This window comes from Rhizobium sp. BK212, assembly GCF_014197475.1.
Lineage (GTDB): Bacteria > Pseudomonadota > Alphaproteobacteria > Rhizobiales > Rhizobiaceae > Rhizobium > Rhizobium anhuiense.
Map to the genome: position 1 here is coordinate 271,023 of NZ_JACIFS010000004.1, position 24,597 is coordinate 295,619.

Below are 24,597 nucleotides of genomic sequence, written 5' to 3' on the forward strand. Positions count from 1 at the left end.
TCCGCGCCTCCCGAAAGGGAGCGCAACGCCGCGGAGATTTTCATCACCAAGGAGAAAATGAATGTCCCCCAGCTCAGCCGAAACCCGCAGGCTTTCGCCGCTCAAGACGCCGTCCAGCCTGTCGACCAACGCCATTACCGATATCTCGGCGGCGCTGACCGCCCTGCTTGCCGATGTCTTTACGCTTTATCTGAAGACCAAGAATTTCCATTGGCACATGTCCGGCCCGCATTTTCGCGACTATCATCTGCTGCTCGACGAACAGGCCGAGCAGATCTTCGCCATGACCGACGACATTGCCGAACGTGCCCGCAAGATCGGCGGTACGACGCTGCGCTCCATCGGCCAGATCGCCCGTCAGCAGCGTCTTTCGGACAATGACGCCGATTTCGTCACGCCCGAGGACATGTTGTCGGAATTGCGTGAGGACAATGCGCAGCTCGTTTCGCTGCTGCGCGAAGTGCATGGCCTTTGCGACGAGCATAATGACGTCGCGACCGCCAGCCTGATCGAGAACTGGATCGACGAGGGCGAGCGCCGCACCTGGTTCCTGTTCGAAACGACACGCACGCAGAGGTAACATCGGCAACGGGACGTCTCAGCCGTCCCCGTCGGGGCGCCCGGCTCTCAGCCCTCGAGCGCCCGCGGCCGCAGCCAGCGCGGCGTCCAGCCGAGATTCATGCCGGCGGCGGCAAGCAGGATAATCGCCGCACCGGCAATCTGCATTGGCTGCAGCGCGTGGCCGAAAGCCAGCCGGTCGACGAGGATCGCGGCGATCGGATAGATGAAGGACAGCGCGCCGGTGAGATGCGTCGGCAGCCTCTGGATCGCGCCATAGAGCAGCACATACATCAGCCCGGTATGGACGACGCCGACGGTGACGAGGATCGCCCAGCCGCCGACATCTTGCGGCGGATTTGAAAAATCGGTCATCGGCGCCAGCATCAGCATGCCGGTGGCGACCTGGATGAGCGCGATCAGATGCGGCGGCGTGCCTTTCAGCCATTTCGCGGCCAGCGCTGCCAGTGCGTAGAAGAAGGCGGCGCCGAGCGCCATCAGGATGCCGAGGCCGTAGCCCTCCGATATCGCTCCGCCCGCCTCCGGTTTTGCCTCGACGATGGCAATCATGCCGGCGAAGGCGAGCGTCAGCCAGAACAGCTTGGTGGCGGTGATCTTCTCGCCGAGGAAGAGCGCACCGAGTACCAGCAGCATGAAAGGCTGGGTATTATAGACGGTCGTCGCAATCGAGATCGTCGCATGCGAATAGGAGGCAAACAGCAACAGCCAGTTCAAGACGATGGCGACGCCGCCAAAAATGGCGATGCCGAAGGCGCGCAGCGTGATGATGCCGGGCCGCAGCAGCCCGAGAGCGCCGCAGATGACAAGCAGGGTGAGCGCGCCGAACAGGCAGCGCCAGAAGACCACGCCGCTGACGGGCTGTCCCGACATGACGACGAACCAGCCGATCGTCCCCGAGATCAGCATCGCTGCCGTCATTTCCATCGTGCCCCGTCTGATGTCGCTACCCATGATAACCTCCGCCTTTGATGGCATGATAATATTGCGGCCGGAGGCGATTTTATATAAGGATAAAAAGGAAGATGATCGATATCGCCTAATCATCATAGGAAAGTGGATCGCCATGGCTAATGATGTGCAATCGCTCGACGAGGTCGATCAGGCCATCCTCGAAGCGCTGGCCGGCAATGCCCGAATCTCGCTGAAGGAGCTGGCGCAGCAGGTCGGCCTGTCCTCGCCGAGTGCCGCCGAGCGTCTGCGCCGACTGGAGGAGCGCGGCGTCATCAAGGCTTTCACCATCGATCTCGATCCCGCCGCCGTCGGTTATCCCCTGCAGGCGATCGTGCGCGTGCGTCCGCTGCCGGGACAGTTGCACATCGTCGAGCGCATCATCCAGGACATTCCCGAAATCGTCGAATGCGACAAGGTGACCGGTGAGGATTGCTTCATCGCCCGGCTGGTCATCCGCTCGATGGCGGAGCTCGACGGCCTGCTTGACCGGGTTGCCGAAAGGGCAGAAACCAACACCTCGATGATCAAGGCCTCACCGGTCAAACGCCGCCTGCCGCCGCTTTCCCGGAAAAGGTAAACGTCGGCAGAGCCGGTCCCTTTGCTGGAACTGCTCTAAAAATCCGCCATCGGCGACAGCATCGCCGGAAAATTCGGAATGGCATCGCCAAGCCCGCGCAGCATCAGCCTCGTGCCGCTTTCCAACGGCTGCGCAACACCCGCCCAGCCGAGCCTGTCGGGACGGAACAGCACCTCGACGGCGGCAGGCGCGATCTCCAGCCCGCCGAGGATTGCTGCAAGCGACGGCATCTCCGCCGCCACCACGTCGAGAAGACGGAAGCGGCCCGTCTCGTCGATCTTCCAGGCGATGGCGGCCTGCCGGTCTTCCAGGAAGCTGAGGCGGATATCGGGATCGAGCTGGGTATTGATCAGAAACATCGCCGCATTGACGGTGACACCAAGCGATGTCGAAACCGGGCTTCGTCTTTTCAGCAGCGATTGCAGCAGGGCAAGATCATCCGCATGCGTCGGTGCAAGCAGCCGGGCGGGTGCGGCTGATGCCAAAGGGGCGGGCGCCGCTCCCTCGTATCGGTGCAGCGGTATCGCGCGGAAACCATAAGGTTCGTAGAGAGACGGCTTGTCGGTATAGAGGATGACGGCTTCAAAGCCCTGCCGCTCGCACCAGTCGAGCGCCTTTACCGTCACGTCGCGATAGAGCCCGCGGCCACGCCATGGTGGCCGCACGGCGCCCGATTGCAGCCCGGCGGCATGGACGATCCTGCCGTTGATGACGAAGGGCAGCGCAAAGGCTGAGATATTCGCCGCAAGTTCGCCTTCGTCGTCAAACCAGCCGAAAGGCATGCTGGAGGGATCGGGTCCGCCGAGCTGTTGCAGCGGCCCGATATCGATGCCGAAAATATCCTGAAGCAGGTTGACCAGCGCCGCCCAGCCGGCGGGATCGCCGAAATAATCCTGCCGGAAGGTCAGGCCGGCGCTGTCGAAGCGCCTGGTCATCAGACGCCCGTGGAGCCGAAGCCGCCTGCGCCGCGCAGCGTTTCGCTGGCCTCGGTGATCTCCGCCACCCGCGCCTGCGTCACCGGCGCGATCACCATCTGGGCGATGCGCATGCCGCGCTCGATAACGAAGGGCTCTTCGCCGAGATTGGCGAGCAGCACTTTCACCTCGCCGCGATAATCGCTGTCGACGGTACCAGGCGAATTCAGGCAGGTGATGCCGTTTTTGAAGGCGAGGCCGGAGCGCGGCCGCACCTGTCCCTCGAAATGCTCGGGGATTTCGAAGATGAAGCCGGTCGGCACCAGCGTCCGTTTGCCCGGCAGAAGCGTCAGTGGTGTCGCCTCGTCGATGGCGGCGCGCAGGTCCATGCCGGCCGCCCCCTTGCTTTCATAGGCGGGCAGGTCGAGGCCTTCGCCGTTGGCCAAGCGGATGAGGTTCAGCGTCGGTCTTACATCGTGATGAATGGTCATGGCCCATTACTTTGCGCCTGCGCGGGCAAGGTCAATTGCAAAGCGGGGCTTTAGTCGCTAGTTAAGCGGCAATTCCACAGGATTCACAAGTATGGCCGAAAGTCTCGCCGAGGCGGTCTCCCGCCGCCGCACATTCGCTATTATCGCCCACCCGGACGCGGGTAAGACGACGCTCACCGAAAAGCTGCTGCTGTTCGGCGGCGCCATTCAGCTTGCCGGCGAAGTCAAGGCGAAGAAAGATCGCATGCAGACGCGCTCCGACTGGATGAAGATCGAGCGCGAACGCGGCATCTCGGTCGTCACCTCGGTGATGACCTTCGAATATAACGATAATGTCTTCAACATCCTCGACACGCCGGGTCACGAGGATTTCGCCGACGACACCTATCGCACGCTGACGGCCGTGGATGCCGCCGTCATGGTCATCGACGCCGCCAAGGGCATCGAGCCGCGCACGCTGAAGCTCTTCGAAGTCTGCCGCATGCGCGATATTCCGATCATCACCTTCATCAACAAGATGGACCGCGAAAGCCGCGATCCCTTCGAGATCCTCGACGAGGTGGAAGAGAAGCTGGCGCTGGATACGGCGCCGATCACCTGGCCGGTCGGCCGCTCGAAGACCTTCTGCGGTTCCTACAATATTGCCGCCAACACGGTGCGCGGGTCGGATACCGAAATCGAGGGAACGCCGGTCAACGGCCCGCAGAGTGTGGCCGGCCGGTTGCCGGAAAACGAGCGCCAGGCATTCGTCGAGGAGACGGAGCTCGCGATCGAGGCCTGCCGTCCCTTCGACCGACAGGCCTTCCTGGAAGGCCATATGACGCCGGTCTTCTTCGGTTCGGCGTTGCGCAATTACGGCGTTCGCGACCTCATCAATGCGCTCGGCGATTTCGCGCCGCCGCCGCGTGACCAGGTCGCCGATACCAGGACGGTGCATGCGACCGACGACAAGATGACGGCCTTCGTCTTCAAGATCCAGGCCAACATGGACCCCAACCATCGCGACCGCATCGCCTTTGCCCGCATCTGCTCCGGCAAGCTCGAGCGCGGCATGAAGGCCAGGCTCGCCCGCACCGGCAAGCAGCTTGGCCTGACGGCGCCGCAATTCTTCTTCGCCTCGCAGCGCCAGCTCGCCGACACCGCCTATGCCGGCGACGTCGTCGGCATTCCCAACCACGGCACGCTCCGGATCGGCGATACGCTGACTGAAGGCGAATCCCTGGTCTTCCAGGGCGTGCCGAACTTCTCGCCTGAGATTCTGCGCCGCGTGCGCCTGGAAGACGCGATGAAGGCAAAGAAGCTCAAGGAAGCCCTGCAGCAGATGGCCGAGGAAGGCGTCGTCCAGCTGTTTTCGCCGGAAGACGGCTCGCCGGCGATCGTCGGCGTCGTCGGCGCCCTGCAGCTCGACGTGCTGAAGGAGCGGCTGATGGCCGAATACGGCCTGCCGGTCTCCTTCGAAATGTCGCGTTTCTCCGTCTGCCGCTGGATCTCGGCCGAGCAGCCGGCCGATCTCGACAAGTTCCTCACCGTCAAGCGCGGCGACATCGCCCGCGATCTCGACGGCGATCCGGTCTTCCTCGCCCAGGACGGTTTCTCGCTGCGTTATGAGTCCGAGCGTTATCCGGCGATCAAGATGGTCGCCATCAAGGAATATCACGCCGCCAAGGCGGCGTGAGACCGGGCAATCGTCCGCCAAGCGATTGGGCAAAAGCGGCTTGAACGACATGGCTGTCGCACCCCCGTGCTGCGATGGCCATTTGCCGTCAGCCGGCGGCGACGATCTCGATTTCGACCAGCCAATCGTCGCTGAGCGTTTCGACGATGATGGCTGTGGTCGGTACGGCGCGGCCGCCAAGTGCCCGAAGGCGGGCATCCTGGTTCGCCTCCACAAAGGCACCGTCGCGCAGATAGCTCGTCAGCCGCACGATATTCTCGACGGTCATATCAGCCGAGGCGAGGATGGTGCGCAGATTGGACCAGATGAGCTCCAATTGCCCGTCCAGGTCGACGCCCGCCATTCCCTCTTGATCGAGACCCATCGTGCCGCTGACGAAGAGCAGCCGCGTGGGATGCCTGACCTCCAGCGCATGGATATAGTCGGGGTTCGCCGGATAGATCCCGCTTGCCGGATTGCGCTCGATCATCTCCATTCGATTTGCCTCCGCGAATATTCTGTTGAAGAATGCCAGTATCGGCGATTATTTTTCGGCAAGAAGGGGATTTTACCGAATGACGAAAAATACAGAGGATCTTCGGCAAAGACGTGCGCAGCAGCCGGCCATCGATGTCTTCGACCGAAAAATATTAGCCGCACTCGCCGCCGACAGCAGCCAGAGTTATGCCAGGCTTGGAGAAGCGGTCGGCCTGTCGGCGCCGGCCGTGCACGAGCGCGTGCGCCGTCTCCGGCAATCCGGCGCGATCAAAGGCATGCATGCCGCGCTGGATGGCGCAGCGCTTGGCAAACCGTTGCTTGCTTTCGTGCATGTGGAGGCGGCCGGCTGGGGCAAGAGCGAGCGGCTGATGCAGGTCCTGCGGTTTCCCGAGGTCGAGGAGATGCATTCGGTCGCCGGCGATGCCAGCGTTCTCTTCAAGGTCCGCACGGCGAGCCCGCAGGACTTGGAGGCTTTTCTGGCGCAGATCCATGCCGTTCCCGGTGTCACCGGCACCCGCTGCTATATCGCCCTTTCCACCTATCTGGAGCGTCCGGTCCAGGCCGGCGTCACCGACAGCTGGCCTGATATGCCGCGGCCGGAATAGACAGGCGCTCTGGTTTCCCGGCTAAGCGTCCTGCCGCTTTAATCCTCGCCCTCGAAGCGCGGCAGGTGCTCGATATTCTCCACCCCTGCCAGGGCCGAGCGGCACCATATCTGTTTCTTGGGCGTCAGTTCCCGCCGCTGGTCGATGCTGCCGACGCGGATGCCGATCGCGCCGCCTTCGCCGTCGGTGCGGTAAAGCGGCGATCCGCAATTCGGGCAGAAGAATTGCCGGCTGAGACCGCCGCTGTCGCCATATTTTGCGTAGCCTCTCGGTTCGCCCGACAGGAGCGTCAAACTGTCCGGCCGCGCCGGTGCGGTGACGCGATAGGCCGAGCCGGTCAGCCGCTGGCAATCGGTGCAATGGCAGATCGAAATCCGCTCTGGATCGATTTCCGCCTGATAGCGGATTGCGCCGCAATGGCATCCCCCGGTGATATGCATCGGTTACTTCCTCAAAGCATGTCGCGCAAAAATGTACTGCGGTTTTGCGATCATGAGATGCGATAAACAAAGAACCAAAGCGTGGCAGGCGAACCTGAACGATCGCCCCACGCCTCAGTCCGCCGGCTGCGCGCCTGGCCGTGTGGCATAGAAGGCCTTGGCATCGGCCGTGAAGGCGGCCCGCTGATCGGCTTTGGTATAGAACATATGGCCGCCGCGATAAAGTTTCAGCCCGACGCGCCCGCCGGCGAGCGACGGCGGCAGATGATCGACGACATAGCGGCTGACGCTATAGGGCGTCACCAGATCGCTGTAGCCATGCGCGATCAGCAGATGGAATGCCGGGTTCGAGGCGAGCAGCTGCCGGATGTCGTCGGTGGCGCTGGCCTGGAGGCGCGATCCGCCGCCGCGTCCTCCGCCCCATTCCCAGCGCCGGCTGATATCGCCTTCGAGCAGCGTATAGGTCATCTCCGTCCTGAAGCCGAGTTGGTTGCGGGCGTAATCGGCAAAGGCGCCGCCATAGGCGCGGGTGAAGCCATCGAGGATGGCGTCGTCGCCGCGATCGTAGTCCGATTCCGGGTAGGGATCGGGGGCTGCAAAGGAGGCGTCGTAGGCGCTCATCACCTCGCCGCTGCCCACGTCGGAATGTTTGACGAAGGAATTGCCGAGGAAGCCGCGGTTGCGGGCGACGATATCCTCGGGAATGCCCGTCAGCTTGGCGACCCTGCCATAGAAGGCGGCGGCCTCGGCACCCGTCGGCGGCGGTCCGGCCAGCGTCGTCAGATAGTCGCCGAGCGCGAAGGTCTCGGCCTGCTTCTGCGTCTCTTCGTCGAAAGCCTTATGCCGGTCGAGTTCGGCGGCCGCCAAAGACGGTAGTTCGAGGGCTGCGCCGAGCGCGAACTGGTCGGCATTGAACATCAGCTGGCCTTCGAGCAAGGGAGAAAGCATCACCGCGCCGGCGACGATGATGCCTTGGCTTTCCTGCAGCGCCGAGGCGACCTTGGCGGCGCGGAAGCCGCCATAGCTTTCACCGAGAAGATATTTCGGCGAGTTGGAGCGGTTGTTGTGCGTGACATAGAGCGCGATCGCCTTGGCGATGCTCTCAGCATCGGCATTGACGTTGTAATAGTTGGAGGCGTCGTCCGCCTTGACCGTCCGGCTCCAGCCCGTGCCGATCGGATCGATCAGCACGAGATCGGTGAAATCGAGCCAGCTCTGCTTGTTGTCGACGAGTTTCGCATTGGCGCCGTCGCGTCCATCCGGCCCGAAATCGAGCACTTCAGGCCCGACCAGCCCGAGATGCAGGAAGGCGGAAGCCGCACCCGGCCCACCATTGAAGGCGAAGGTCAGAGGCCGGTTCGCCCCGCCATCCCCAGCGACATAGGCAGTGTAGAAGATCGCGCCGGTCTGCGCGCCGTCCTGGCCGAAGAGTGCAAGCGTGCCGGCGGTGGCGGTATAGGCGATTTTCCGGCCGCCGATCGTCAGCTCGTGCTCGGTGACGGAATCGGCCGGCAGCAGCTTCAGCACGCCCTCGCGCGCGCCGCTCTGGATATTGGCCCTCGGCTGACCGCTTTCCTGCGCATGAGAAAGGGCAGGGGCCAGCATTGCCGCAAGCGCGGCAAGCAGAAACAGGGTTCGGATGCGCAAGATGTCTCCTCCGGCGATGGGATGAGGGGCTGAGATAGCGTAACATCCGCGGCCGGCGACGGGCATCAAGAGATGGTGATGGGCCAGTGAATGAACCAGTGAACGAGTGAGCTGAGCGTGCGGCTCAGCCTGTCTTCTCGACCGCATGGACGTTCACTTCGATTGCCCGGCCGGCCTTCCAGCCGTTGATCGCCGCGCCGAGCCCAAGCGCGACAAAGAGGGCGGCGCACCAGGAAAAGCTTCCGGTCCAGCCGCGGATGAGACCGACGATGAGTGGGCCGATGGCGGCAAGCAGGTAACCGACGCATTGCGCCATGCCCGAAAGATGGGCGGCGACATCGGGATCGCGCGAGCGCAGCACGATCGTCGTCATGGCCGCGGCGATCAGCCCGCCCTGACCGATGCCCTGCAGCACCGCCCACAGCCAGACTGTCGACAGCGGCGCAAAGAGCAGGCCGAGCAGGGCGGTGACGGCGACGCCGCAGAGGCTCGCATTGATCAGCCGCTGATCGCGGCCGCGCACGGCGATATGCGGCACGATCAGGCAGGAGGCGGCCTGCACCATCACCGACAGGGAAACGATCGCCCCGGCGGTGACGCCGTCGAGCCCGCGTTCGCGCAAGATCGGAACCAGCCAGCCGAAGACGCAATAGGCAAGTGCCGATTGCAGCCCCATGAACAGCGTGACCTGCCAGGCGAGCCGGTCGCGCCAGAGGCCTTTGACGTGGAAGCCATTTCGTCTTGCCTGCCGGCCGCTGCGAAGAACCTCAGGCAGCCAGAGCAGGCTGACGATCAGGGCGGGCAGCGCCCAGATGGCGAGCGCGCCCGCGAGAGACCCGCCCAATCCATGCTCGATCGGCAGCGTCAGCCCGGCCGCACTTGCCGCACCGGCGCAAAGCGCCATCGTGTAGAAACCGGTCATCAGCGCGGCGCGCCCGGCGAAATCCCGCTTCACCAGCCCCGGCAGCAGCACGTTGCCGACAGCGATACAGGCGCCCGCAAGGGCCGTGCCGATGAAGAGTAGCGGCACGGAGGAAAGCCCGCGCAATGCAGTGCCGAGCGCGAGAAGCAGCAGAACGCCGAGCAGCGTGCGCTCAGTCCCGAGGCGCTGGGCAAGACGAGGCGCAAGCGGCGAAAAGGCGCCGAGGCAGACGACCGGAAGCGTCGTCAGCAGGCTGGCGCCCAGCGCGCTGAGGCCGAGCTCCGAGCGGATTTCCGGCAGCAGCGCCGAGGCGCTCGAAAAGACCGGGCGCAGGTTGAAGGCGATCAGCACCAGGCATGCGCCGAGCAGGAAACGACCCGCAGCTCCCCGCTTCGACGTTGCCTGCGGCGGCGGAAGGCTGCCGGTCTCGGCGTCGATCAGCAGTTCGTCGGCCGCCTCGAGCGTGCTGGCAGCGTGATTGAAAGGCGTGTTCATGACAGGATCATCCGGTCGAGTGCGGCAAGAACCGGCGCCATGAAACGGCGCACCGCCGCGTCCGCCTTGTCGGCATCGCCGGTCTCGATGGCGTCGACGATATTGGCATGCGCCTGCATATCGGGTTCCGGAATATCCTTGCCGAGCGTTGCGGCGATGGTGTCGGCAATCGAGGCCGAGAAGAAATCATAGATCTCGATCATCGCCCGGTTGCCGGAAGCGGCGATGACGGCCTTGTGGAAGGCGAGGTCGCGTTCGATGAAGCCGGCCTGATTGCCGCCATCGTAATTGCCGCGTTCGGCAAGCAGCCTGCGCAGCTCGGCCACCGTTTCCGGGGTCTTGCGGATCGCCGTCAGACGGGCTGCCTCGACGTCGAGTGCGCATCGCGCCTCGAACTGGTCGCGCAGGCTGGCGCGCCGTGCCATCGTCAGCGGCCGGCCGGCATCGCGGGTCGAGCGGACATAGGTTCCCGAGCCCTGGCGGGTTTCGAGATAACCCTGCGAGACGAGAACGCGCACTGCCTCGCGCACCGTGCCGCGGCTGACGGACAGCATGGCTGACAGCGAGGCTTCATTCGGCAGTTTCTCGCCGACCGCCCAGCGTTTGCCGAGAATGTCGCCGCGAATCGCCTCGATCGCCTCATCGGCGAGATTGGTCTTGCTGAGTGCCCGCATTCCATTACTCATAAAGTCATCTGATGACTTTATGAGTAATGGAATTTCGAAGTTCCGTCAATTTGAAATCCGGGCATTAAAAAAGGGTCGCCTCAGCGACCCTTTCCATGAGTTTGGCCTCGAACTGGCCTGGACTGTCTATGCAGCCCCAGGAAGGCGGGGATTAGAGCGAGGGCTGCCTCGCCTTCTTCACCTCTTCCATGCCCGTTACGAGGTCCGAAATCTCATTAGACATTGGATCACCTTCCTTTCGTTCTGTTGCTGATGACTTAAAGTTAGGCTGATTCTTCACAGATGCAAGAAGAAATTCCACATAGGACGCAACCCTGGGCAATGCGGATGTTCACGAGAGAACACAGTGTTTCGCAGAATTTGAAGATGCCGGACGCCACGAAACTGTCATCTTGCGCTTGCAAACCGGCGGCGCGTTAAGCTGTTATTAGCCGCGAGATCAGACAATTTAGAGTATTCCCGCCGGTGCGGCGGCGGGTTCCGGAGCAAGAAAGCCATGTGTCGCTGGGCAGCCTATCGTGGAGACCCTCTCTATCTCGAGGAACTGGTATCCTCGCCTGCCCATTCCCTGATCGAGCAGTCCCATTGCGCCACCCGCGCCAAGACGGCGACCAATGGCGATGGCTTCGGCATCGCCTGGTATGGTGACCGGCCCGAGCCCGGCCGTTACCGCGATATCCTGCCGGCCTGGTCGGATTGCAATCTGAAGAGCCTGGCGCGGCAGATCCGTTCGCCGCTCTTTCTCGCCCATGTCCGCGCTGCGACCGGCGGCGGCACGCGCCGCGACAATTGCCACCCTTTCACCCATGACACCTGGTCCTTCATGCATAACGGCCAGATCTCCGGCTTCGAGCGGCTGCGCCGGCCGATGGAGGCAATGCTCGATGACGATTTGTTCAATGCCCGCGGCGGCACGACCGATTCCGAACTGATGTTCCTGCTGGCGCTGCAGTTCGGCCTGCGCGAGGCGCCGGTCGCCGCGATGGCTCACATGATCGGTGTCGTCGAGGATCTGGCCGAAAGCGTCATCGGCTCGATCCTGCTGCGCTTTACCGCTGCCTTCTCCGATGGCAGCACGCTCTATGCGATCCGTTATGCCACCGATCGCAAGGCGCCGACGCTCTATGCCTCACCCGTCAGCGCCGGTTATTGCCTCGTCTCCGAGCCGTTGAACGATGATGTCGACGCCTGGGCGGAAATTCCGGACGGTAGCGCCGTCACCATCGGCAAAGACGGCATCGACGTCGCCGACTTCCGGCCGGAGAAGCGCAATGCGGTCAAGCCGCAGCGCCTGGCTATTCCTGCCTGAGCCGCTCTCGGCTAGCTGAGCCGCTCGCGATCAGCGGAGCCGCTGGGCGATCAGCGCTGCGAGCCTTTCGGCAACCTCTTCCTTCGCCAGGTCGGGCCATTGCTCGACGCCGTCGCGGCGGACGAGTTTGACGCTGTTGCGGCTGCCGCCCATGATCCCGGTGGCGGGAGAGACGTCATTGGCGACGATCATGTCGGCGCCCTTCCTCTCGAGCTTCGCCTTGGCATTGCTTTCCACGTCCTGCGTCTCGGCGGCAAAGCCGATGACCAGCTTCGGCCGCATCGTATGATGGCCGACGGTTTTCAGGATGTCCGGATTTTCGGTCAGCGCCAGCGTCGGAATGGATTCGCCGGGATGTTTCTTCAGCTTCTGGTCGGCCGCCGAGGCGACGCGCCAGTCCGCTACCGCCGCCACCATCACGGCGACGTCGGCCGGCAGTGCTGCAAGCACCGCATCACGCATTTCCTCGGCCCGTTCCACGTGGATGACGTTGACGCCGACCGGATCGGCGATCGTCACCGGTCCCGATACCAGCGTCACCTCCGCCCCGAGCTTTGCAAGGGCTGCGGCGATCGCATGTCCCTGCCGGCCGGAGGAGCGGTTGGCGATGTAACGCACCGGATCGATCGGCTCATGCGTCGGTCCTGAGGTGACGATTGCCTTGCGCCCCTTGAGCGGCTTTTCTCCGTCGTCGAGCAGGGTTTCGGCGGCCGCCACGATCTCCAGCGGCTCCGCCATCCGGCCGAGCCCTGTCTCCCGGCTTTCCGCCATCTCGCCGGCCATCGGCCCGACGAAGCGGATGCCGTCGGCCCTGAGCATCGCGGCATTCCGCCGGGTCGCCGGATGCGCCCACATGGACGGATTCATTGCCGGTGCGGCAAGCACCGGCCTGTTGGTTGCCAGCAGCACGGTCGAGGCAAGATCGTCGGCAAGCCCGTTCGCCATCTTCGCCATCAGATCGGCCGTGGCAGGGGCGATCAGCACGAGATCGCAGTCGCGCGCCAGCCTGATATGGCCGATATCCTGTTCGTCCTGCCGCGAAAACAGATCGAGGAACACATGGTCCGCCGCCAGAGCACCGACGGCCAGCGGCGTGACGAATTCCTGCGCCCCGCGGGTCATCACCGGGCGCACGCTGGCGCCGCGCTCGCGCAGCCGGCGGATCAGATCCAGGCTCTTATAGGCGGCGATGCCGCCCGAGATGATGAGGAGGATGCGTTTTCCGCTGAGAGCCATGGCTTTTTCTACCCGTCGCCTTTTCTGACCGGCCCCGACCCTAAGCCTTTGGCGGAGAACATGCAATCGCGCGGCGAAAGGCATCGGCCGCAGTCGGCGGATGCCGCCCCGTTCATGGACGTCAGCCGCCATTTTCGTGGGGTCAGAGGTTGCTCATCCCGCCGTCGATGACGAGTTCGCTGCCGACGATATAGGCGGCCTCATCGGAGGCGAGAAAGATGATCGTCTTCGCGACTTCGCTGGGGCTCCCGAAGCGGCCGACAGGGATTTGGGACTGGATCTGCGCGGTCATCGCCTTGGAATCGGCTTCCGACGCCCCGAGCTTGCTGTAGAGCGGCGTGGCGATCGGCCCCGGGCTGACGGCGTTGACCCGGATGCCGCGGCCGATCAGTTCGCCCGACAGGGTCTTGGCAAGCGTCAGCAATGCCCCCTTCGTCAGTGAATAGACGCTGGAGTTCGGCATGCCGATATGGGCGTTGATCGAGGTATTGAGCACGATTGCGGCCTGTTTCGAAAAGATCGGCAGTAGCGACTGGATCAGGAAGAACGGCCCCTTGACATTGATCGCTACCGACCTGTCGAAGGCGGCTTCGCTCCACTGTTCCAGCGGCCCGAATTCGGCGACACCGGCATTGACGAAGAGGATGTCGAGCGTGCCGAAAGCCTCTTTCACGGTATCGGCGACGGCCTTTTGGCCGGCCGCATCGCCGGCATCGGCCTGGATGACGATCGCTTTGTCGCCGAGTTCGCGACGGGCGGCTTCGACGCTTGCGGCACTGCTGCCGGTAACGACGACACGGGCGCCTTCGGCAATGAATTGACGGGCGGTTTCGATGCCGATGCCGCTGGTGCCGCCGGTGATGAGGGCTGTCTTGTTCTGCAGACGTGACATGATGCGTTCCTTCAATCGGATGTGGGGCCGCGGCCCGGGGTCAGTGGGAGAATGTTCCGGAAAAGGCGGCGCGACAATCCGGAGCGGGTCATCGCGCTTGGCTTTCGTCAGGTGCGGGTGATCGAGGCGCCGCCGTCGACCAGCGAAGCCGTGCCGGTGACGAAGCTCGCATCGTCGGAGGCGAGGTAGAGAACCGAGCGGGCAAGTTCTTCGGGAGTTGCGACGCGCTTCAGCGCATGCAGGTTGGTGACGAAGGCCTGTTTGTCGGGCGTATCGTTCATGTCCCGATACATGTCGGTATCGACAGCACCCGGCAGGATGGCATTGACCCGCACGCCCTGCTGGCCGAACTCGGCGGCAAGCGCCTGCGTCAGCCCGATCAGGCCGGATTTGCTGGCGGCATAGGCGGCAACGCCCGGGAAGGCGAAGCTGTAGCCGACGAAGGTCGAGGTGAAGATCACCGAGCCGCCGCCATTTTCCACCATCGCGCCGATCTGGTGTTTGGCGGCGAGGAAGGAGGCCGTCAGGTTGATCGCCAGCGCCTCGCTGAAGCCTGCTTCGGAAACGGCGGTGCTCGGGCCGGCTTCGCCGAGCGTGCCGGCATTGTTGAAGGCGATGTCGAGCTTGCCGTAATGCGTCACGGCGGCCGCGACCAGCGCCTTGTGATAATCTTCCGAGCGCACGTCGCCGGCAATGGCGATGGCCTCGCCGCCCTCTGCCTTGATCTCCGCGACCAGGCTGTCGAGTTCACGCTCGCGGCGGGCGCCGACGACGATCCTGGCGCCTTCGGCGGCGAAGAGCTTTGCCGTGGCGCGGCCGATGCCGGAGCTTGCGCCGGTGACGATCGCGACCTTGTTGTTCAAGCGGTTCATGGTTCCATCTCCTGATTCCGAGGTGAGGCGGCCCCTGCCGTCTCTTTCGATGAAGGGAAGATGGCATTTTCCTTTCGTTCGGATTAGTCTCCAGATTGGGGAACTCGAATTCGGAAAAGCCGAACGATGATCAGGATCGAAGGTATTACGGCTTTCGTCGCCGTCGTCGAGGCGGGCTCGGTCAGCGAGGCGGCCAGGCGCCTGCGGCTGTCGAAATCCGTCGTCAGCGAAAGGCTGGCCGAGCTGGAGAAGTCGCTCGGCGGCATGCTGCTGCACCGAACGACGCGCAAGCTGAGTTTGACGGAGGATGGCGCGGTCTTCCTGGAGCGTGCCGCGCGCATCGTGCGCGAGATCGAGGCGGCTGCGGCCGATATGGCGGAGCGGCGCGGAAGCCTGTCCGGCCCGATCCGCATCGCCGCTCCGGTCACCTTCGGCCGCATGCATCTCGGCCCGGCGCTCTATCCCTTCCTTGCCGAACATCCCGAGATCGAACTCACCCTCGATATTGACGACCGACGTGTCGATGCCGCGTCGGACGGCTACGATGCCATCATCCGCAACGGTCCGATCGCCGATAACAGGCTGGTCGCCTGGAAGCTCGCGCGCAGCCGCCGTCTTGTCTGCGCCTCGCCGGATTATCTCGCGCGCCAGGGAGTGCCGTCGTCGCTTGATGATCTCAACGGCCATCGCGGAATCTTCTATACCAATCGCGGCGTTGCCGACTGGCGCTTCCAAACGCCGGAGGGCGCGGTCGTCGTCCGTGCGAAACTGGCGCTCGGCATCAACAATGGCGACATGCTCCGCGACGCCGCCATTGCCGGTCTCGGCATCGCGCTGCTGCCCGCCTTCATCGCCGGCCCCGCCATTCGCGAAGGCCGGCTTGCCGAAATCGATGTCGGTCACAGGCCGGAGGCCGAATTCATCTACATGGCCCATCCCGAGGGCCGAAACCCCTCCGCCAAGCTTCGCGCCATCGCCGATCACCTGAAGAAGAGTTTTGGCGATCCGCCCTATTGGGATCCGGCGGGCTAGACCATGTCGCGCAAAAGTGTGCAGCGCTTTTGCAAAACGACATGAGCAAGAACAAAGATCAGAGCCTTTCCGGGTTAGATTGCAGCATTCCTGTTGGCTCAAATGGAGTCGGATGGTCGACCGGTCGGCGCGCGTCGTAGCCCAGCTCTACGGCCAAGCCGGCCGGTCGATCAGCCGGCCCGTTTCAGCCAACCCGAAGGGCCGGGCATCTTTCCGCCAGGGCAAAGGCGATCGGCTCGACCGTACCAAGAGGTATGCCCTTCGCCAATCGCCTTTGCCCTGACGAAAACCTGCTCCGGCAGAATGCTGCAATCTAACCCGGAAAGGCTCTAAAGCGCGAAGAGCGAATCTGAAGGATCGCGACGCGCTTTAGCTCAGCAGGCTCATCAGGTTCTCGGTGACCGGCGAGCGATGTGTCTTCAACATTGCCAGCGCCAGACGCGCCACAGCCGGCGGCCCCTCAATCGGCCGGTAGGCGACGCCTTCGAGCCTGATCTGCGAAATCGAGGCCGGCACGATCGAGACGCCGAGCTCTGCCGCCACCAGATTGACGACGGAGGAAATCTGCGGCGCCTCCTGGGCCACGGTCAGCTCGAATCCCGCCTTGCGGCAGGCCAGCACGACATCGTCGTAGAGGCTCAAGCCGACGAGCCGGGGAAAGAGGATGAAAGGTTCGTCCGCCAGTGCCGCAAGCGGCAGTTTGCTGCGCCGTGCCAGAGGATGGCTGGCGGGCAGGGCGATCACCATCGGCTCATCCGGCAATCGCCGCAGCCGGACGCCGGCGGGGTCGTCGAGGCTGGGGCGCATGAAGGCGGCGTCGAGCTCGCCGCCTTCCAGCTTCTGCATCAGCGCCAGCGTATTCATTTCCGTCAGCGCCAGCCGGACATCGGGCCAGCGGGCACGAAATCGTCGGATCGTCGCGCTGACCACGGGGTTGAAGGCGGAGGATGCGGTGAAGCCGAGCGACAGCCGGCCGGTCTCGCCGCGATTGGCGCTTTGCGCCGCAAGCTTTGCCTTTTCCGCAGCCGCCAGCGACGCCTTTGCCTCGCCGAGGAAGGCAGCGCCCGCCGCCGTCAATTCGGCGCCGTGCGGCACGCGGTGAAACAGCGCCGCACCCACTTCCCTCTCCAGATCGCGGATCTGCTGGCTGAGCGGCGGCTGCCCGATGCCGAGCTTGGCGGCCGCACGGGTGAAATTGCCTTCCTCCGCCACCGCCAGGAAATATCGCAAGTGCCGCAACTCCATCGTCATCTCCAAAACCTATCGAAATCGCCAGTTTCATATATTGGACAAATGGAGCGGCGTTGACTAGATCGGAGACCGGAAGGATGAAGAGATGCCGACGTCAGCGCATGTATTAAAGACCTCCGAGATATCAGCGACCCCAGGGCAGAAGCACTATCTCGCGCGTGGAACCGGCGCCTATCGCCGCGCCAGCCTGGCGCTCTTCCTTTCCGGTTTCTCCACCTTCTCGCTGCTCTATTGCGTCCAGCCGCTGCTGCCGATCTTCTCGCAGGAGTTCTCCGTCAGCCCGGCCGAAAGCTCGCTGTCCCTCTCGCTCTCCACCGGTTTCCTGGCACTTGCCATCGTCTGTGCCGCCGCCGTCTCGGAAGGCCTTGGCCGCCGCAGCCTGATGTCGATATCGCTGGTCGGCGCGGCATTGCTGACCATTGCCACCGCTTTTGCCCCGAACTGGCACCTGCTGCTTGTCATCCGCGCCCTGCAGGGCCTCGTTCTCGGCGGCGTGCCGGCCGTCGCCATGGCCTATCTCGCCGAGGAAATCGATCCGCGCGGCCTCGGCGCCACCATGGGCCTCTATGTCGCCGGCACGGCCTTCGGCGGCATGTCCGGCCGCGTGCTGACAGGTATCTTCGCCGAATATTTCAGCTGGCGTCCGGCGCTCTTTCTGATCGGCGCCATCGGCCTTGCCGCTGCGATCGGCTTCATCGCCCTGCTGCCGCCGTCACGCAATTTCGTCCGCCGGCCGGGCTTCGATCCGCGCTTTCATCTCAACGCGTGGCGCGGCCATCTCAGCAGTCCGGCGCTGCCCTTCCTCTTCGCCATCGCCTTCCTGGCGATGGGCTCCTTCGTGACGATCTATAATTATGCCGGCTTCCGCCTCGTGGCGCCGCCTTACGGCCTCAACCAGACCGAACTCGGCCTGATCTTCACCGTCTATCTCTTCGGCATCGGCGCCTCCTCGATCGGCGGCCTCCTCGGAGACCGGATCGGCCATTTTTCCGTGCTTCTCTTCGGTCTGGCACTCACCGCCGCCGGCAGCGCGCTGACGCTCTTTGCCTCGCTCCCGGTCATCATCCTCGGCATCATCGTGCTCACCACCGGCTTCTTCATGAGCCATTCCATCGCCAGCGGCCTTGTCGGCAGGCTGGCGCATGGCACCAAAGGCCACGCCTCATCGCTCTATATGCTTGCCTATTATGTCGGCTCCAGCTTGATGGGTTCGGCGGGCGGCTGGTTCTTCGCGGTTGAAGGCTGGACCGCCGTCGTTATCTTCACGCTTGCCATGCTGGCGCTGGCCTTTGTCTCCGCCTGTCTTGCAAAGCACCTCGCGAGGAGAACAGCATGATCCGCATCGACCGCCTCGACCATCTGGTGCTGACCGTCGCCGATATTGCCATCACCTGCGATTTCTATGCCCGCATCCTCGGCATGTCGGTCGAAACCTTCGCGGAAGGCCGCAAGGCGCTGAAATTCGGCCGGCAGAAGATCAACCTGCACCAGGCCGGCCGCGAATTCGATCCCAAGGCGAGTCATCCCACAGCCGGCTCCGGCGACCTCTGCTTCATCGCCGAGACGACGCTCGCCGATGTCATCACGCATCTGCAGGCCTCAGGCGTTGCGATCGAAGAGGGTCCGGTCGAACGCACCGGCGCGACCGGACGTCTGCGCTCGGTCTATTTCCGGGACCCCGACGGCAATCTCCTCGAGGTCTCCAATCTGATTGCCTGATGCCTGATAATTCTGGAAAGGTCTGGATGTCTGCTCCCGCACATCAGCCAAGCCGGAGATAGGGCACGTCTTTCTTCGCCACTTCATCCAGCGCCTCCTCGTAACCGGCATCGGCATACCGCATGACGCCGAGTGCGGTATCGTTGGTCAGCGCATGATCGAGCCGTTCGTCGGCGGCATCCGTGCCATCGGCGATGACGGTGACGCCGCAGCTCGTCATATAGCCGGCATAGCCGCCGCCGCCGGAATGAATGACGACGAGATCGGCCATCGACGAGCAGAGCATCATCGCATCGATCAGCGGCCAGTCGGCGATCGCGTCGGAGCCGTCCTTCATCCGCTCGGTCATGATGTTCGGGTGCGCCATGGCGCCGGCATCGAGATGGTCGCGGGAGAAGGCGACCGGGCCTCTCAGTTCGCCGCTCGCAACCAGCGTGTTGACGCGCCTCGCGAGTGCCGTGCGTTCGCCGTGGCCGAGCCAGGCGATGCGGGCCGGCAGCCCTTCGAAGGGAACATGCTCGCGCGCCAGCCGGATCCAGTTGGTGATGATCTTGTTGTCGGGGAACATCTCGAGCAGCAGGTCATCGATCCGGGCGATATCGCTCTCCTCGCCCGATAGCGCCATCCAGCGGAACGGGCCGATCGCCCGGGCAAACAGCGGCCTGAGATAGGCTTCGGTGAAGATCGGAATGTCGAAGGCATTGGCGACGCCGCCCTCCTTGGCCTGCGTGCGGATCAGGTTGCCGTTGTCGAAGACTTCAGAACCCTTCTTCTGGAATTCCAGCATCGCCGTCACATGTTCGACGATCGAGGCGCGGCTTGCCGCCATCAATTGCCCTTGGCCATCGTCGCGCAGGCCCTTGACCTGATCGAGGCTCATGCCCTTCGGCACGTAGCCATAGACGAGGTCGTGCGCCGAGGTCTGGTCGGTGACGATATCGGGCACGATGCCGCGCCGGGCGATCTCGGGATAGACCTCCGCCGCATTGCCGACGAGCCCGACGGACAGCGCCCGTTTCTCCTTCACCGCCGCATCGATCATCTGCAGGGCGGTATCGAGATCAGGCGCGATTTCCTGGAGATAACCGATCTGCTGTCGCTTGCGGGCGCGCTCCGGATCGATGTCGACGCAGAGGATTGCCGCCCCCGCCATGCGGCCGGCCAGCGGCTGCGCCCCGCCCATGCCGCCGAGGCCGGCGGTCAGCACGAAGCGGCCGAGGAGATCGCCGCCGAAGCGCCGCTCGGCAATGCGCATGAAGATCTCGTAGGTGCCCTGGATGACCCCCTGGCTGCCGATATATTGCCAGGCGCCGGCCGTCAGCCCGCCCCAGCAGATCAGCCCCTTGCGCTGCAGCTCGTAGAACACCTCGGCCTTTGCCCATTGCCCGACGATATTGCAGTTCGCCATGATGACGAGCGGCGCCTTGGCATGCGTCCGAACGAGCCCGATCGGCTTGCCGGACTGGATGAGCAGCGTCTGGTCCTCGTCCATTTCGGTCAGCGCCTTGACGATGCCTTTGTGGGCCGCCCAGTTGCGGGCCGCCTTGCCGAGCGCGGCGTAGACGATGAGGTTGTCGGGATCCTCGCCGACGGAGAGCACGTTTTCGAGCAGCCGCAGCAGCGCCTCCTGCCGCCAGCCCTTGGCGCGCAGCTCCGGCCCGCCGGGAATCGGAAATTTCGGATGGCGTGGATTGGCCTTCGACATCGTGGGTTCCTCGTTTTGCTCTGCCTTCGATCGTCACTTACTCGGCAGCGATTCCACATAGGCAAGTGCCGCATCGAGCAAACGCCGTCTCAGGGCATCGTCGCCGTAAACCTCGGCACCACCGCGCACCCAGCCATGCATCACCCGCTCGCCCGACAGCATCTGGATCACGCCTGGCAATGCCAGCGCCCAGCCGTCATTGCCCTTGCCGAGACGGATCAGCATGCCGTCATGGCGCGCGCAGCAGAGGAGATTGCCGTTCAGGATGAAGGCCCAGCCGCCGAACATGGATTTTTCGGTAAGGCCCGGCCGATCGCCGAGTTCCTCGCGCATCAGTTCTTCGAGACCGGGATCGCGCGCCATGGCTCAGGCTTTCGTTGCCAGCGCATAACGTGCGATCTCGATCCCCATCGCCTTTTCGACGACGGGATAGACGGTCGGATCGAGCACGCTTGCCGAGAGCGGAATGATGTCCATCGGCACATGCAGGATGAAGACGTGCATGCCGTCCTGAAGCTGGCCGACGCTGAGCGGTTCGCCCTCCGGTGAAAGCGTGGTGACGACGGCCGGGAAGGTGGCAAGCCGCCCGCCATCCGCATCGTCCACCGCCATATATTCGTTCATCACATGCAGCGTCACCGATTTTTCGCCCGCGCCGACGGTGATCGTACCGATGTCGAAGGCTTCCTTGGTGTAGACGACGTCCTTGCGGGTGATGATCCCCTCGGCAAGGATATGCCCGCCGGTCGTCTTGCAGATCGCGTCGATGACAGCTGACCCGCCGCGCTTCTCCGCCGCGATGATCGCCTCGCCGAGCGCCAGCGCCATCGAGATGCCGCCGAGTGCGGCATGGGTCCTGACATAGGAAGCCCTCAGCGGATTGCGGCAGCTGGCGATGAAGCCGCCGGATTGATCGGCGGCGGCGCGCAGCACCGGCGAGATCTTCGCCGTCGCGCCCTTCACCACCAGTTCGATATAGCGATTCTCCGCCCGATTGCCGCCGACGGCGGTCTGGATCATCTGCTCGGGCGAACCGGCCATGCCGATCGAGCCCATGTCGCCCGTGGGATGCGCCCGGATGTCGCCGACCGCATCGACCACCTTGGTGCCGAGGATGGCCGACGGCAGCCAGCCGTTCAGCGTCGAGGATTTGCCGTTCTGGCCGATGATCAGCCCGGAAAGCTTTTCCCCAAGCGCCTCCTGCAGCAACTGCACTGCTTTCACATAGTCGATGCCCTGCATTTCCCAGGGGGTGGTGGAGGCCGGCGCGCCGATTGCGGCCGCGGTGGCGATCCAGTCCTCATCCTGCAACTCGTCGATCGAGACCAGCTCCGGCTTGCCGACATTGACGGCGGCAAGCCCAAGCATCCGTCCATGATCGGCCCAGCCGCCGCCGCCGGCGGCATAGACGGAGCCGCCCTTGACGGCTGCTTCCACGTCCTTCTCAACGAGTATGCGTCCCATCGGTCCTCTCCTGCCTCAAGCTCGTGTCCATCTCGCGCACCGCTTCGAACAGCACGGCGGCGCCGAGGGCGATATCGTCATTCTCGGCCCATTCGTCGGCCGAATGGCTGCGGCCTTCCCGGCAGGGCACGAAGATCATCGCCGCCGGCGCCACCTTGGCGATCCAGGCCATATCGTGTCCCGCGCCTGAGGCGATGCGCCGGCTTTTTGCGCCGACCCGCTCGCAGGCCGCCTCCAGTGTCGACAGCAGCCCGGCATCGCCTGGCGTCGGCAGATTGTCGGAAACCCGGTTCGGCGTCTTGATCGTCACGCCGTAGGCTCCTGCCAGCTTTTCGACATGGCCGTCGAGCCAGCGGCAGAAAGCCTCCATGTCGGCGCGGATCTCCGCGCGCCCATCGATCAGCAGCGTGACCTTCGACGGCACGACATTGGCGGCATTCGGCTCGATGCGGAATTCCCCGACCGTCGCTGCAAAATGCCCCGGCGTTTTGGCAAGCTCTGCGGCGGCATTGCGGATGTCGAGCACCAGCTGCGATGCCGCCACCAGCGCATCCGCCCGTCGGTCCATCGGCGTCGTGCCGGCATGGTCGGCCCGCCCTTCGACGGTGATCTCGATCCGGGTGATGCCCGAGATCGCGGTGACGATGCCGATATCCTGCCTCTCGGCTTCGAGCACCGGACCCTGCTCGATATGGAGCTCGAGAAAGCCTGCTATATCGGGCCTGTTCTGCTGCATCAGCACATCGGGCCTGCCACCGACCTCAGCGATGCCCTCGGCCAGGTCGCGCCCGTCGCTGACGCGCGAAAGCCAGGCCTCCGGCAGTTGGCCGGTCATGCCGCGGCTGCCGATGCAGGACACGCCGAAGATGCTGACCTCCTCGGCCAGGAAATCGACGATTTCGAGATCGTGATCGAGCTTGATATCCTGCTCAGCAAGCGCCCGCGCCACCTCCAGCGCCGAGATCACCCCGGCGATGCCGTCGAAGCGGCCGCCGTCCGGCACGGTGTCGGAATGCGAGCCGATCATGATCGTGCCGAGCCATGGTTTCTGGCCTGTCCGCCGGCCGACCAGATTGCCTGCGGCATCGATCCGCGTTTCCAGTCCCGCCGCCTTCATCCGCGCTTCGATATAGGCCCGGCCATCGAGGAAGAGCGGCGAGAAGGCCCGCCGCGTCCAGGGACGCCCCGGCTCGGTCATTGCGGCCAGCGCCTCGATATCGCCAGCGATCCGGCCGGCATTGACGGGAAGATTGCGGCTCATGCGGCAGTTCCTGCCATGACCTGGCGCGGCAGCGGCCGCACGAACCGGCCGGTGCCGGGCTCGGCCAGCACCTTTCCGCCCTCGGCGATCTTTTCGCCGCGCAGATAGGTGGCCGAGACGGTCCAGGGCAGGCGGATGCCGTTATAGGGGCTCCAGCCGACGACGTTGTTGCCGCTCGCGGCGGCATCATAGACGCTGTCGTGCGGCTCCAGCACGGTGATATCGGCGTCCTTGCCCGGTGCCAGCGCGCCCTTGATATGCTCGAGCCGGAAATGCTTCGCCGGGTTCTCCGCCATCAGCTTGGCCGCCCATGTCAGGGGAATGCCGCGCTCGGTGGCGCCTTTGACGAACAGCGGCACCATCACCTCCAGGCCGGGAACGCCGGATGCGTTGGCGAGCATGTCGGGATTGATCTTGCGGTTTTCCGACCAGCTGACGTGATCGGTCGAGACCAGCCAGACATTGCCCTCGGCCACCTTCCGCCAGAGCGTCTCCACCTCGGCGCGCGCCCGTAGCGGCGGATTGATCTTCGCCTTGCCGCCCAAGCGCTTCACGTCGTTTTCCTCGTCGAGCGTCAGGTAGTGGATGCAGCATTCGACCGTTGCCGCAAATCCGTCGCGGCGATAGGCGCGGGCGATATCGTAGCCGCGCCCGAGCGAGCAGTGCACCACATGCGCCGGGCAGCCGGTGGCCGCACCCGTCTCGAAGATCGTGTGCATCGCCAACAGCTCGGTAATCGCAGGCCGCGACAGGCCGTGCGCCCGCCAGTCGGTGATGCCGCTCGCCTTCACCTGCTCCATATAGGTTCGCACCGCCTCGTCGTCTTCATTGTGCACGCCCGCCGTCAGCCCTGTCGGCGCGATCGCCGCAAAGCAGGCGTCGAGCAGGGCCGGCGGAATGCGCGGAAAGCGCTTGGGATCGGTGCCGAAGGTCGAAAACTTGAAGGCGGCAACGCCTGCCTCCACCATCTCGCGGATCCGAGCCGGGCCTTCTTCCGGATCGATGGTGCCGTAAAGCGCGAAGTCGACGCGCGCCTGCGGTCCGGCATGGTCGATCTTCCGCTGTAGCGCCGCAGCCGAGCAGACGAGATTGCCCTCGTCATAGGGCATGTCGACGATTGTTGTCACGCCGCCGGCCGCCGCCGAGCGCGTCGACCAGATGAAATCCTCCTGGTCCTTCTGCGAGAGTGAATGCACCTGCGCGTCGATCGCGCCGGGCAGGATCAGCGCTTTTCCGAGCAAATGCCGTTCACGGCCCGCCGGCGGCACGCCGAGGCCGACCTCGGCGATCTTGCCGTCGCGCACGGCGACATAGCCCTGTTCAAGAATGCGGTCCGGCAGCACCACCGTGCCCTGCAGAACGAGATCGAAGTCCATGCCGCTTCCTCCCTAAACTGA

At 64.2% G+C, this 24,597-nt stretch carries 25 protein-coding genes; 8 read left to right on the top strand and 17 right to left on the bottom strand.

From position 1 onward, the window contains the following. The first annotated feature begins 61 nt into the window (after positions 1-61). Entirely contained in the window at positions 62-580 is a 519-nt protein-coding gene (locus FHT79_RS16000; protein WP_183903676.1) for a DNA starvation/stationary phase protection protein, read from the top strand. 47 nt (positions 581-627) lie between these two features. Here the strand turns inward: FHT79_RS16000 and FHT79_RS16005 are convergent, their stop codons facing one another. Next, positions 628-1,530 (bottom strand): DMT family transporter, encoded by a 903-nt coding sequence (locus tag FHT79_RS16005; RefSeq protein ID WP_183903678.1) that lies wholly within the window; start codon positions 1,528-1,530, stop codon positions 628-630. A gap of 112 nt (positions 1,531-1,642) precedes the next feature. Here FHT79_RS16005 and FHT79_RS16010 point away from each other — a divergent pair, with 112 nt between their 5' ends. Then, complete coding sequence (locus FHT79_RS16010; protein WP_183903680.1) at positions 1,643-2,107, top strand: Lrp/AsnC family transcriptional regulator; 465 nt, start codon at positions 1,643-1,645, stop codon at positions 2,105-2,107. A 35-nt stretch (positions 2,108-2,142) separates the two neighbouring features. On the opposite strand, the gene FHT79_RS16015 is transcribed toward FHT79_RS16010, so the two are convergent. Together FHT79_RS16015 and dut are read right to left on the bottom strand one after the other, a co-directional pair. After that, complete coding sequence (locus tag FHT79_RS16015; protein WP_183903682.1) at positions 2,143-3,042, bottom strand: GNAT family N-acetyltransferase; 900 nt, start codon at positions 3,040-3,042, stop codon at positions 2,143-2,145. Continuing rightward, a complete protein-coding gene (gene dut, locus FHT79_RS16020) occupies positions 3,042-3,512 on the bottom strand; it encodes a dUTP diphosphatase (RefSeq protein ID WP_183903684.1) in 471 nt (156 codons plus the stop codon). The genes FHT79_RS16015 and dut overlap by 1 nt, the downstream gene beginning before the upstream one ends. Before the next feature lie 91 nt (positions 3,513-3,603). On the opposite strand from dut, the gene FHT79_RS16025 reads away from it, so the two are divergent. Beyond that, positions 3,604-5,187, top strand: coding sequence for a peptide chain release factor 3 (locus FHT79_RS16025; RefSeq protein WP_132573759.1), 1,584 nt, complete (start codon positions 3,604-3,606; stop codon positions 5,185-5,187). Positions 5,188-5,275: 88 nt separating this feature from the next. On the opposite strand, the gene FHT79_RS16030 is transcribed toward FHT79_RS16025, so the two are convergent. Further along, complete coding sequence (locus FHT79_RS16030) at positions 5,276-5,662, bottom strand: RidA family protein (protein WP_183903685.1); 387 nt, start codon at positions 5,660-5,662, stop codon at positions 5,276-5,278. A 25-nt stretch (positions 5,663-5,687) separates the two neighbouring features. Here FHT79_RS16030 and FHT79_RS16035 point away from each other — a divergent pair, with 25 nt between their 5' ends. Beyond that, the gene (locus tag FHT79_RS16035) at positions 5,688-6,269 is read left to right on the top strand and encodes an Lrp/AsnC family transcriptional regulator (protein WP_183903686.1); all 582 of its coding nucleotides are present in this window, start codon (positions 5,688-5,690) and stop codon (positions 6,267-6,269) included. Between the two features lie 38 nt (positions 6,270-6,307). Here the strand turns inward: FHT79_RS16035 and FHT79_RS16040 are convergent, their stop codons facing one another. From FHT79_RS16040 to FHT79_RS16055, 4 genes are all read right to left on the bottom strand, one after another. Continuing rightward, positions 6,308-6,709, bottom strand: a complete 402-nt coding sequence (locus tag FHT79_RS16040) for a GFA family protein (protein WP_028757635.1) — start codon at positions 6,707-6,709, stop codon at positions 6,308-6,310. Between the two features lie 114 nt (positions 6,710-6,823). Next, complete coding sequence (locus FHT79_RS16045; RefSeq protein ID WP_127431559.1) at positions 6,824-8,356, bottom strand: carboxypeptidase; 1,533 nt, start codon at positions 8,354-8,356, stop codon at positions 6,824-6,826. Between the two features lie 124 nt (positions 8,357-8,480). Beyond that, positions 8,481-9,773 (bottom strand): MFS transporter, encoded by a 1,293-nt coding sequence (locus FHT79_RS16050; protein WP_047617244.1) that lies wholly within the window; start codon positions 9,771-9,773, stop codon positions 8,481-8,483. After that, entirely contained in the window at positions 9,770-10,447 is a 678-nt protein-coding gene (locus tag FHT79_RS16055; RefSeq protein ID WP_127431560.1) for a FadR/GntR family transcriptional regulator, read from the bottom strand. Before FHT79_RS16055 ends, FHT79_RS16050 begins: the two co-directional genes overlap by 4 nt. A 508-nt stretch (positions 10,448-10,955) precedes the next feature. Here FHT79_RS16055 and FHT79_RS16060 point away from each other — a divergent pair. Then, on the top strand, positions 10,956-11,768 hold the full coding sequence (locus FHT79_RS16060) for a class II glutamine amidotransferase (RefSeq protein WP_025570539.1): 813 nt from the start codon (positions 10,956-10,958) through the stop codon (positions 11,766-11,768). A 30-nt stretch (positions 11,769-11,798) separates the two neighbouring features. Here the strand turns inward: FHT79_RS16060 and coaBC are convergent, their stop codons facing one another. The 3 genes from coaBC to FHT79_RS16075 all read right to left on the bottom strand — a co-directional run bounded on the left by coaBC (position 11,799) and on the right by FHT79_RS16075 (position 14,768). Beyond that, entirely contained in the window at positions 11,799-13,004 is a 1,206-nt protein-coding gene (coaBC, locus tag FHT79_RS16065) for a bifunctional phosphopantothenoylcysteine decarboxylase/phosphopantothenate--cysteine ligase CoaBC (protein WP_047617240.1), read from the bottom strand. A 142-nt stretch (positions 13,005-13,146) separates the two neighbouring features. Then, entirely contained in the window at positions 13,147-13,896 is a 750-nt protein-coding gene (locus tag FHT79_RS16070; protein ID WP_025570543.1) for an SDR family oxidoreductase, read from the bottom strand. 107 nt (positions 13,897-14,003) lie between these two features. Beyond that, entirely contained in the window at positions 14,004-14,768 is a 765-nt protein-coding gene (locus FHT79_RS16075) for an SDR family oxidoreductase (RefSeq protein ID WP_025570545.1), read from the bottom strand. Between the two features lie 126 nt (positions 14,769-14,894). Here FHT79_RS16075 and FHT79_RS16080 point away from each other — a divergent pair, with 126 nt between their 5' ends. Beyond that, positions 14,895-15,800, top strand: coding sequence for a LysR family transcriptional regulator (locus tag FHT79_RS16080; protein ID WP_025570547.1), 906 nt, complete (start codon positions 14,895-14,897; stop codon positions 15,798-15,800). Positions 15,801-16,169: 369 nt separating this feature from the next. On the opposite strand, the gene FHT79_RS16085 is transcribed toward FHT79_RS16080, so the two are convergent. After that, positions 16,170-17,045: a LysR family transcriptional regulator gene (locus tag FHT79_RS16085; protein ID WP_025570548.1), complete on the bottom strand. Its 876-nt coding sequence runs from the start codon at positions 17,043-17,045 to the stop codon at positions 16,170-16,172. Between the two features lie 91 nt (positions 17,046-17,136). Between FHT79_RS16085 and FHT79_RS16090 the strand changes: the two genes are divergently transcribed. Further along, positions 17,137-18,387: an MFS transporter gene (locus tag FHT79_RS16090; protein WP_183903687.1), complete on the top strand. Its 1,251-nt coding sequence runs from the start codon at positions 17,137-17,139 to the stop codon at positions 18,385-18,387. Continuing rightward, the gene (locus FHT79_RS16095; protein ID WP_025570552.1) at positions 18,384-18,770 is read left to right on the top strand and encodes a VOC family protein; all 387 of its coding nucleotides are present in this window, start codon (positions 18,384-18,386) and stop codon (positions 18,768-18,770) included. The genes FHT79_RS16090 and FHT79_RS16095 overlap by 4 nt, the downstream gene beginning before the upstream one ends. Before the next feature lie 43 nt (positions 18,771-18,813). Here FHT79_RS16095 and FHT79_RS16100 read toward each other — a convergent pair whose 3' ends face one another. The 5 genes from FHT79_RS16100 to FHT79_RS16120 are packed head-to-tail and all read right to left on the bottom strand — an operon-like array spanning position 18,814 to position 24,576. Further along, the gene (locus FHT79_RS16100; protein ID WP_127431563.1) at positions 18,814-20,475 is read right to left on the bottom strand and encodes a urocanate hydratase; all 1,662 of its coding nucleotides are present in this window, start codon (positions 20,473-20,475) and stop codon (positions 18,814-18,816) included. Between the two features lie 33 nt (positions 20,476-20,508). Then, positions 20,509-20,838, bottom strand: a complete 330-nt coding sequence (locus FHT79_RS16105; protein ID WP_047617233.1) for a TfoX/Sxy family protein — start codon at positions 20,836-20,838, stop codon at positions 20,509-20,511. Between the two features lie 3 nt (positions 20,839-20,841). Next, a complete protein-coding gene (locus tag FHT79_RS16110) occupies positions 20,842-21,939 on the bottom strand; it encodes a DUF917 family protein (RefSeq protein ID WP_127431564.1) in 1,098 nt (365 codons plus the stop codon). After that, complete coding sequence (locus tag FHT79_RS16115) at positions 21,920-23,200, bottom strand: Zn-dependent hydrolase (protein ID WP_183903688.1); 1,281 nt, start codon at positions 23,198-23,200, stop codon at positions 21,920-21,922. Before FHT79_RS16115 ends, FHT79_RS16110 begins: the two co-directional genes overlap by 20 nt. Further along, positions 23,197-24,576, bottom strand: coding sequence for an amidohydrolase family protein (locus FHT79_RS16120; RefSeq protein ID WP_132573741.1), 1,380 nt, complete (start codon positions 24,574-24,576; stop codon positions 23,197-23,199). The genes FHT79_RS16115 and FHT79_RS16120 overlap by 4 nt, the downstream gene beginning before the upstream one ends. Positions 24,577-24,597: the final 21 nt, after the last annotated feature.

What these genes read in the sequence shown, in the direction of transcription:
- FHT79_RS16085 (WP_025570548.1), bottom strand. Translation starts at nt 17,045, where the DNA reads ATGGAGTTGCGGCACTTGCGATATTTCCTGGCGGTGGCGGAGGAAGGC.
- FHT79_RS16040 (WP_028757635.1), bottom strand. Translation starts at nt 6,709, where the DNA reads ATGCATATCACCGGGGGATGCCATTGCGGCGCAATCCGCTATCAGGCG.
- FHT79_RS16100 (WP_127431563.1), bottom strand. Translation starts at nt 20,475, where the DNA reads ATGTCGAAGGCCAATCCACGCCATCCGAAATTTCCGATTCCCGGCGGG.
- FHT79_RS16115 (WP_183903688.1), bottom strand. Translation starts at nt 23,200, where the DNA reads ATGAGCCGCAATCTTCCCGTCAATGCCGGCCGGATCGCTGGCGATATC.
- FHT79_RS16030 (WP_183903685.1), bottom strand. Translation starts at nt 5,662, where the DNA reads ATGGAGATGATCGAGCGCAATCCGGCAAGCGGGATCTATCCGGCGAAC.
- FHT79_RS16070 (WP_025570543.1), bottom strand. Translation starts at nt 13,896, where the DNA reads ATGTCACGTCTGCAGAACAAGACAGCCCTCATCACCGGCGGCACCAGC.
- FHT79_RS16050 (WP_047617244.1), bottom strand. Translation starts at nt 9,773, where the DNA reads ATGAACACGCCTTTCAATCACGCTGCCAGCACGCTCGAGGCGGCCGAC.
- FHT79_RS16000 (WP_183903676.1), top strand. Translation starts at nt 62, where the DNA reads ATGTCCCCCAGCTCAGCCGAAACCCGCAGGCTTTCGCCGCTCAAGACG.
- FHT79_RS16090 (WP_183903687.1), top strand. Translation starts at nt 17,137, where the DNA reads ATGCCGACGTCAGCGCATGTATTAAAGACCTCCGAGATATCAGCGACC.
- FHT79_RS16110 (WP_127431564.1), bottom strand. Translation starts at nt 21,939, where the DNA reads ATGGGACGCATACTCGTTGAGAAGGACGTGGAAGCAGCCGTCAAGGGC.
- FHT79_RS16075 (WP_025570545.1), bottom strand. Translation starts at nt 14,768, where the DNA reads ATGAACCGCTTGAACAACAAGGTCGCGATCGTCACCGGCGCAAGCTCC.
- FHT79_RS16120 (WP_132573741.1), bottom strand. Translation starts at nt 24,576, where the DNA reads ATGGACTTCGATCTCGTTCTGCAGGGCACGGTGGTGCTGCCGGACCGC.
- FHT79_RS16060 (WP_025570539.1), top strand. Translation starts at nt 10,956, where the DNA reads ATGTGTCGCTGGGCAGCCTATCGTGGAGACCCTCTCTATCTCGAGGAA.
- FHT79_RS16015 (WP_183903682.1), bottom strand. Translation starts at nt 3,042, where the DNA reads ATGACCAGGCGCTTCGACAGCGCCGGCCTGACCTTCCGGCAGGATTAT.
- coaBC (WP_047617240.1), bottom strand. Translation starts at nt 13,004, where the DNA reads ATGGCTCTCAGCGGAAAACGCATCCTCCTCATCATCTCGGGCGGCATC.
- FHT79_RS16005 (WP_183903678.1), bottom strand. Translation starts at nt 1,530, where the DNA reads ATGGGTAGCGACATCAGACGGGGCACGATGGAAATGACGGCAGCGATG.
- dut (WP_183903684.1), bottom strand. Translation starts at nt 3,512, where the DNA reads ATGACCATTCATCACGATGTAAGACCGACGCTGAACCTCATCCGCTTG.
- FHT79_RS16055 (WP_127431560.1), bottom strand. Translation starts at nt 10,447, where the DNA reads ATGCGGGCACTCAGCAAGACCAATCTCGCCGATGAGGCGATCGAGGCG.
- FHT79_RS16095 (WP_025570552.1), top strand. Translation starts at nt 18,384, where the DNA reads ATGATCCGCATCGACCGCCTCGACCATCTGGTGCTGACCGTCGCCGAT.
- FHT79_RS16080 (WP_025570547.1), top strand. Translation starts at nt 14,895, where the DNA reads ATGATCAGGATCGAAGGTATTACGGCTTTCGTCGCCGTCGTCGAGGCG.
- FHT79_RS16105 (WP_047617233.1), bottom strand. Translation starts at nt 20,838, where the DNA reads ATGGCGCGCGATCCCGGTCTCGAAGAACTGATGCGCGAGGAACTCGGC.
- FHT79_RS16010 (WP_183903680.1), top strand. Translation starts at nt 1,643, where the DNA reads ATGGCTAATGATGTGCAATCGCTCGACGAGGTCGATCAGGCCATCCTC.
- FHT79_RS16025 (WP_132573759.1), top strand. Translation starts at nt 3,604, where the DNA reads ATGGCCGAAAGTCTCGCCGAGGCGGTCTCCCGCCGCCGCACATTCGCT.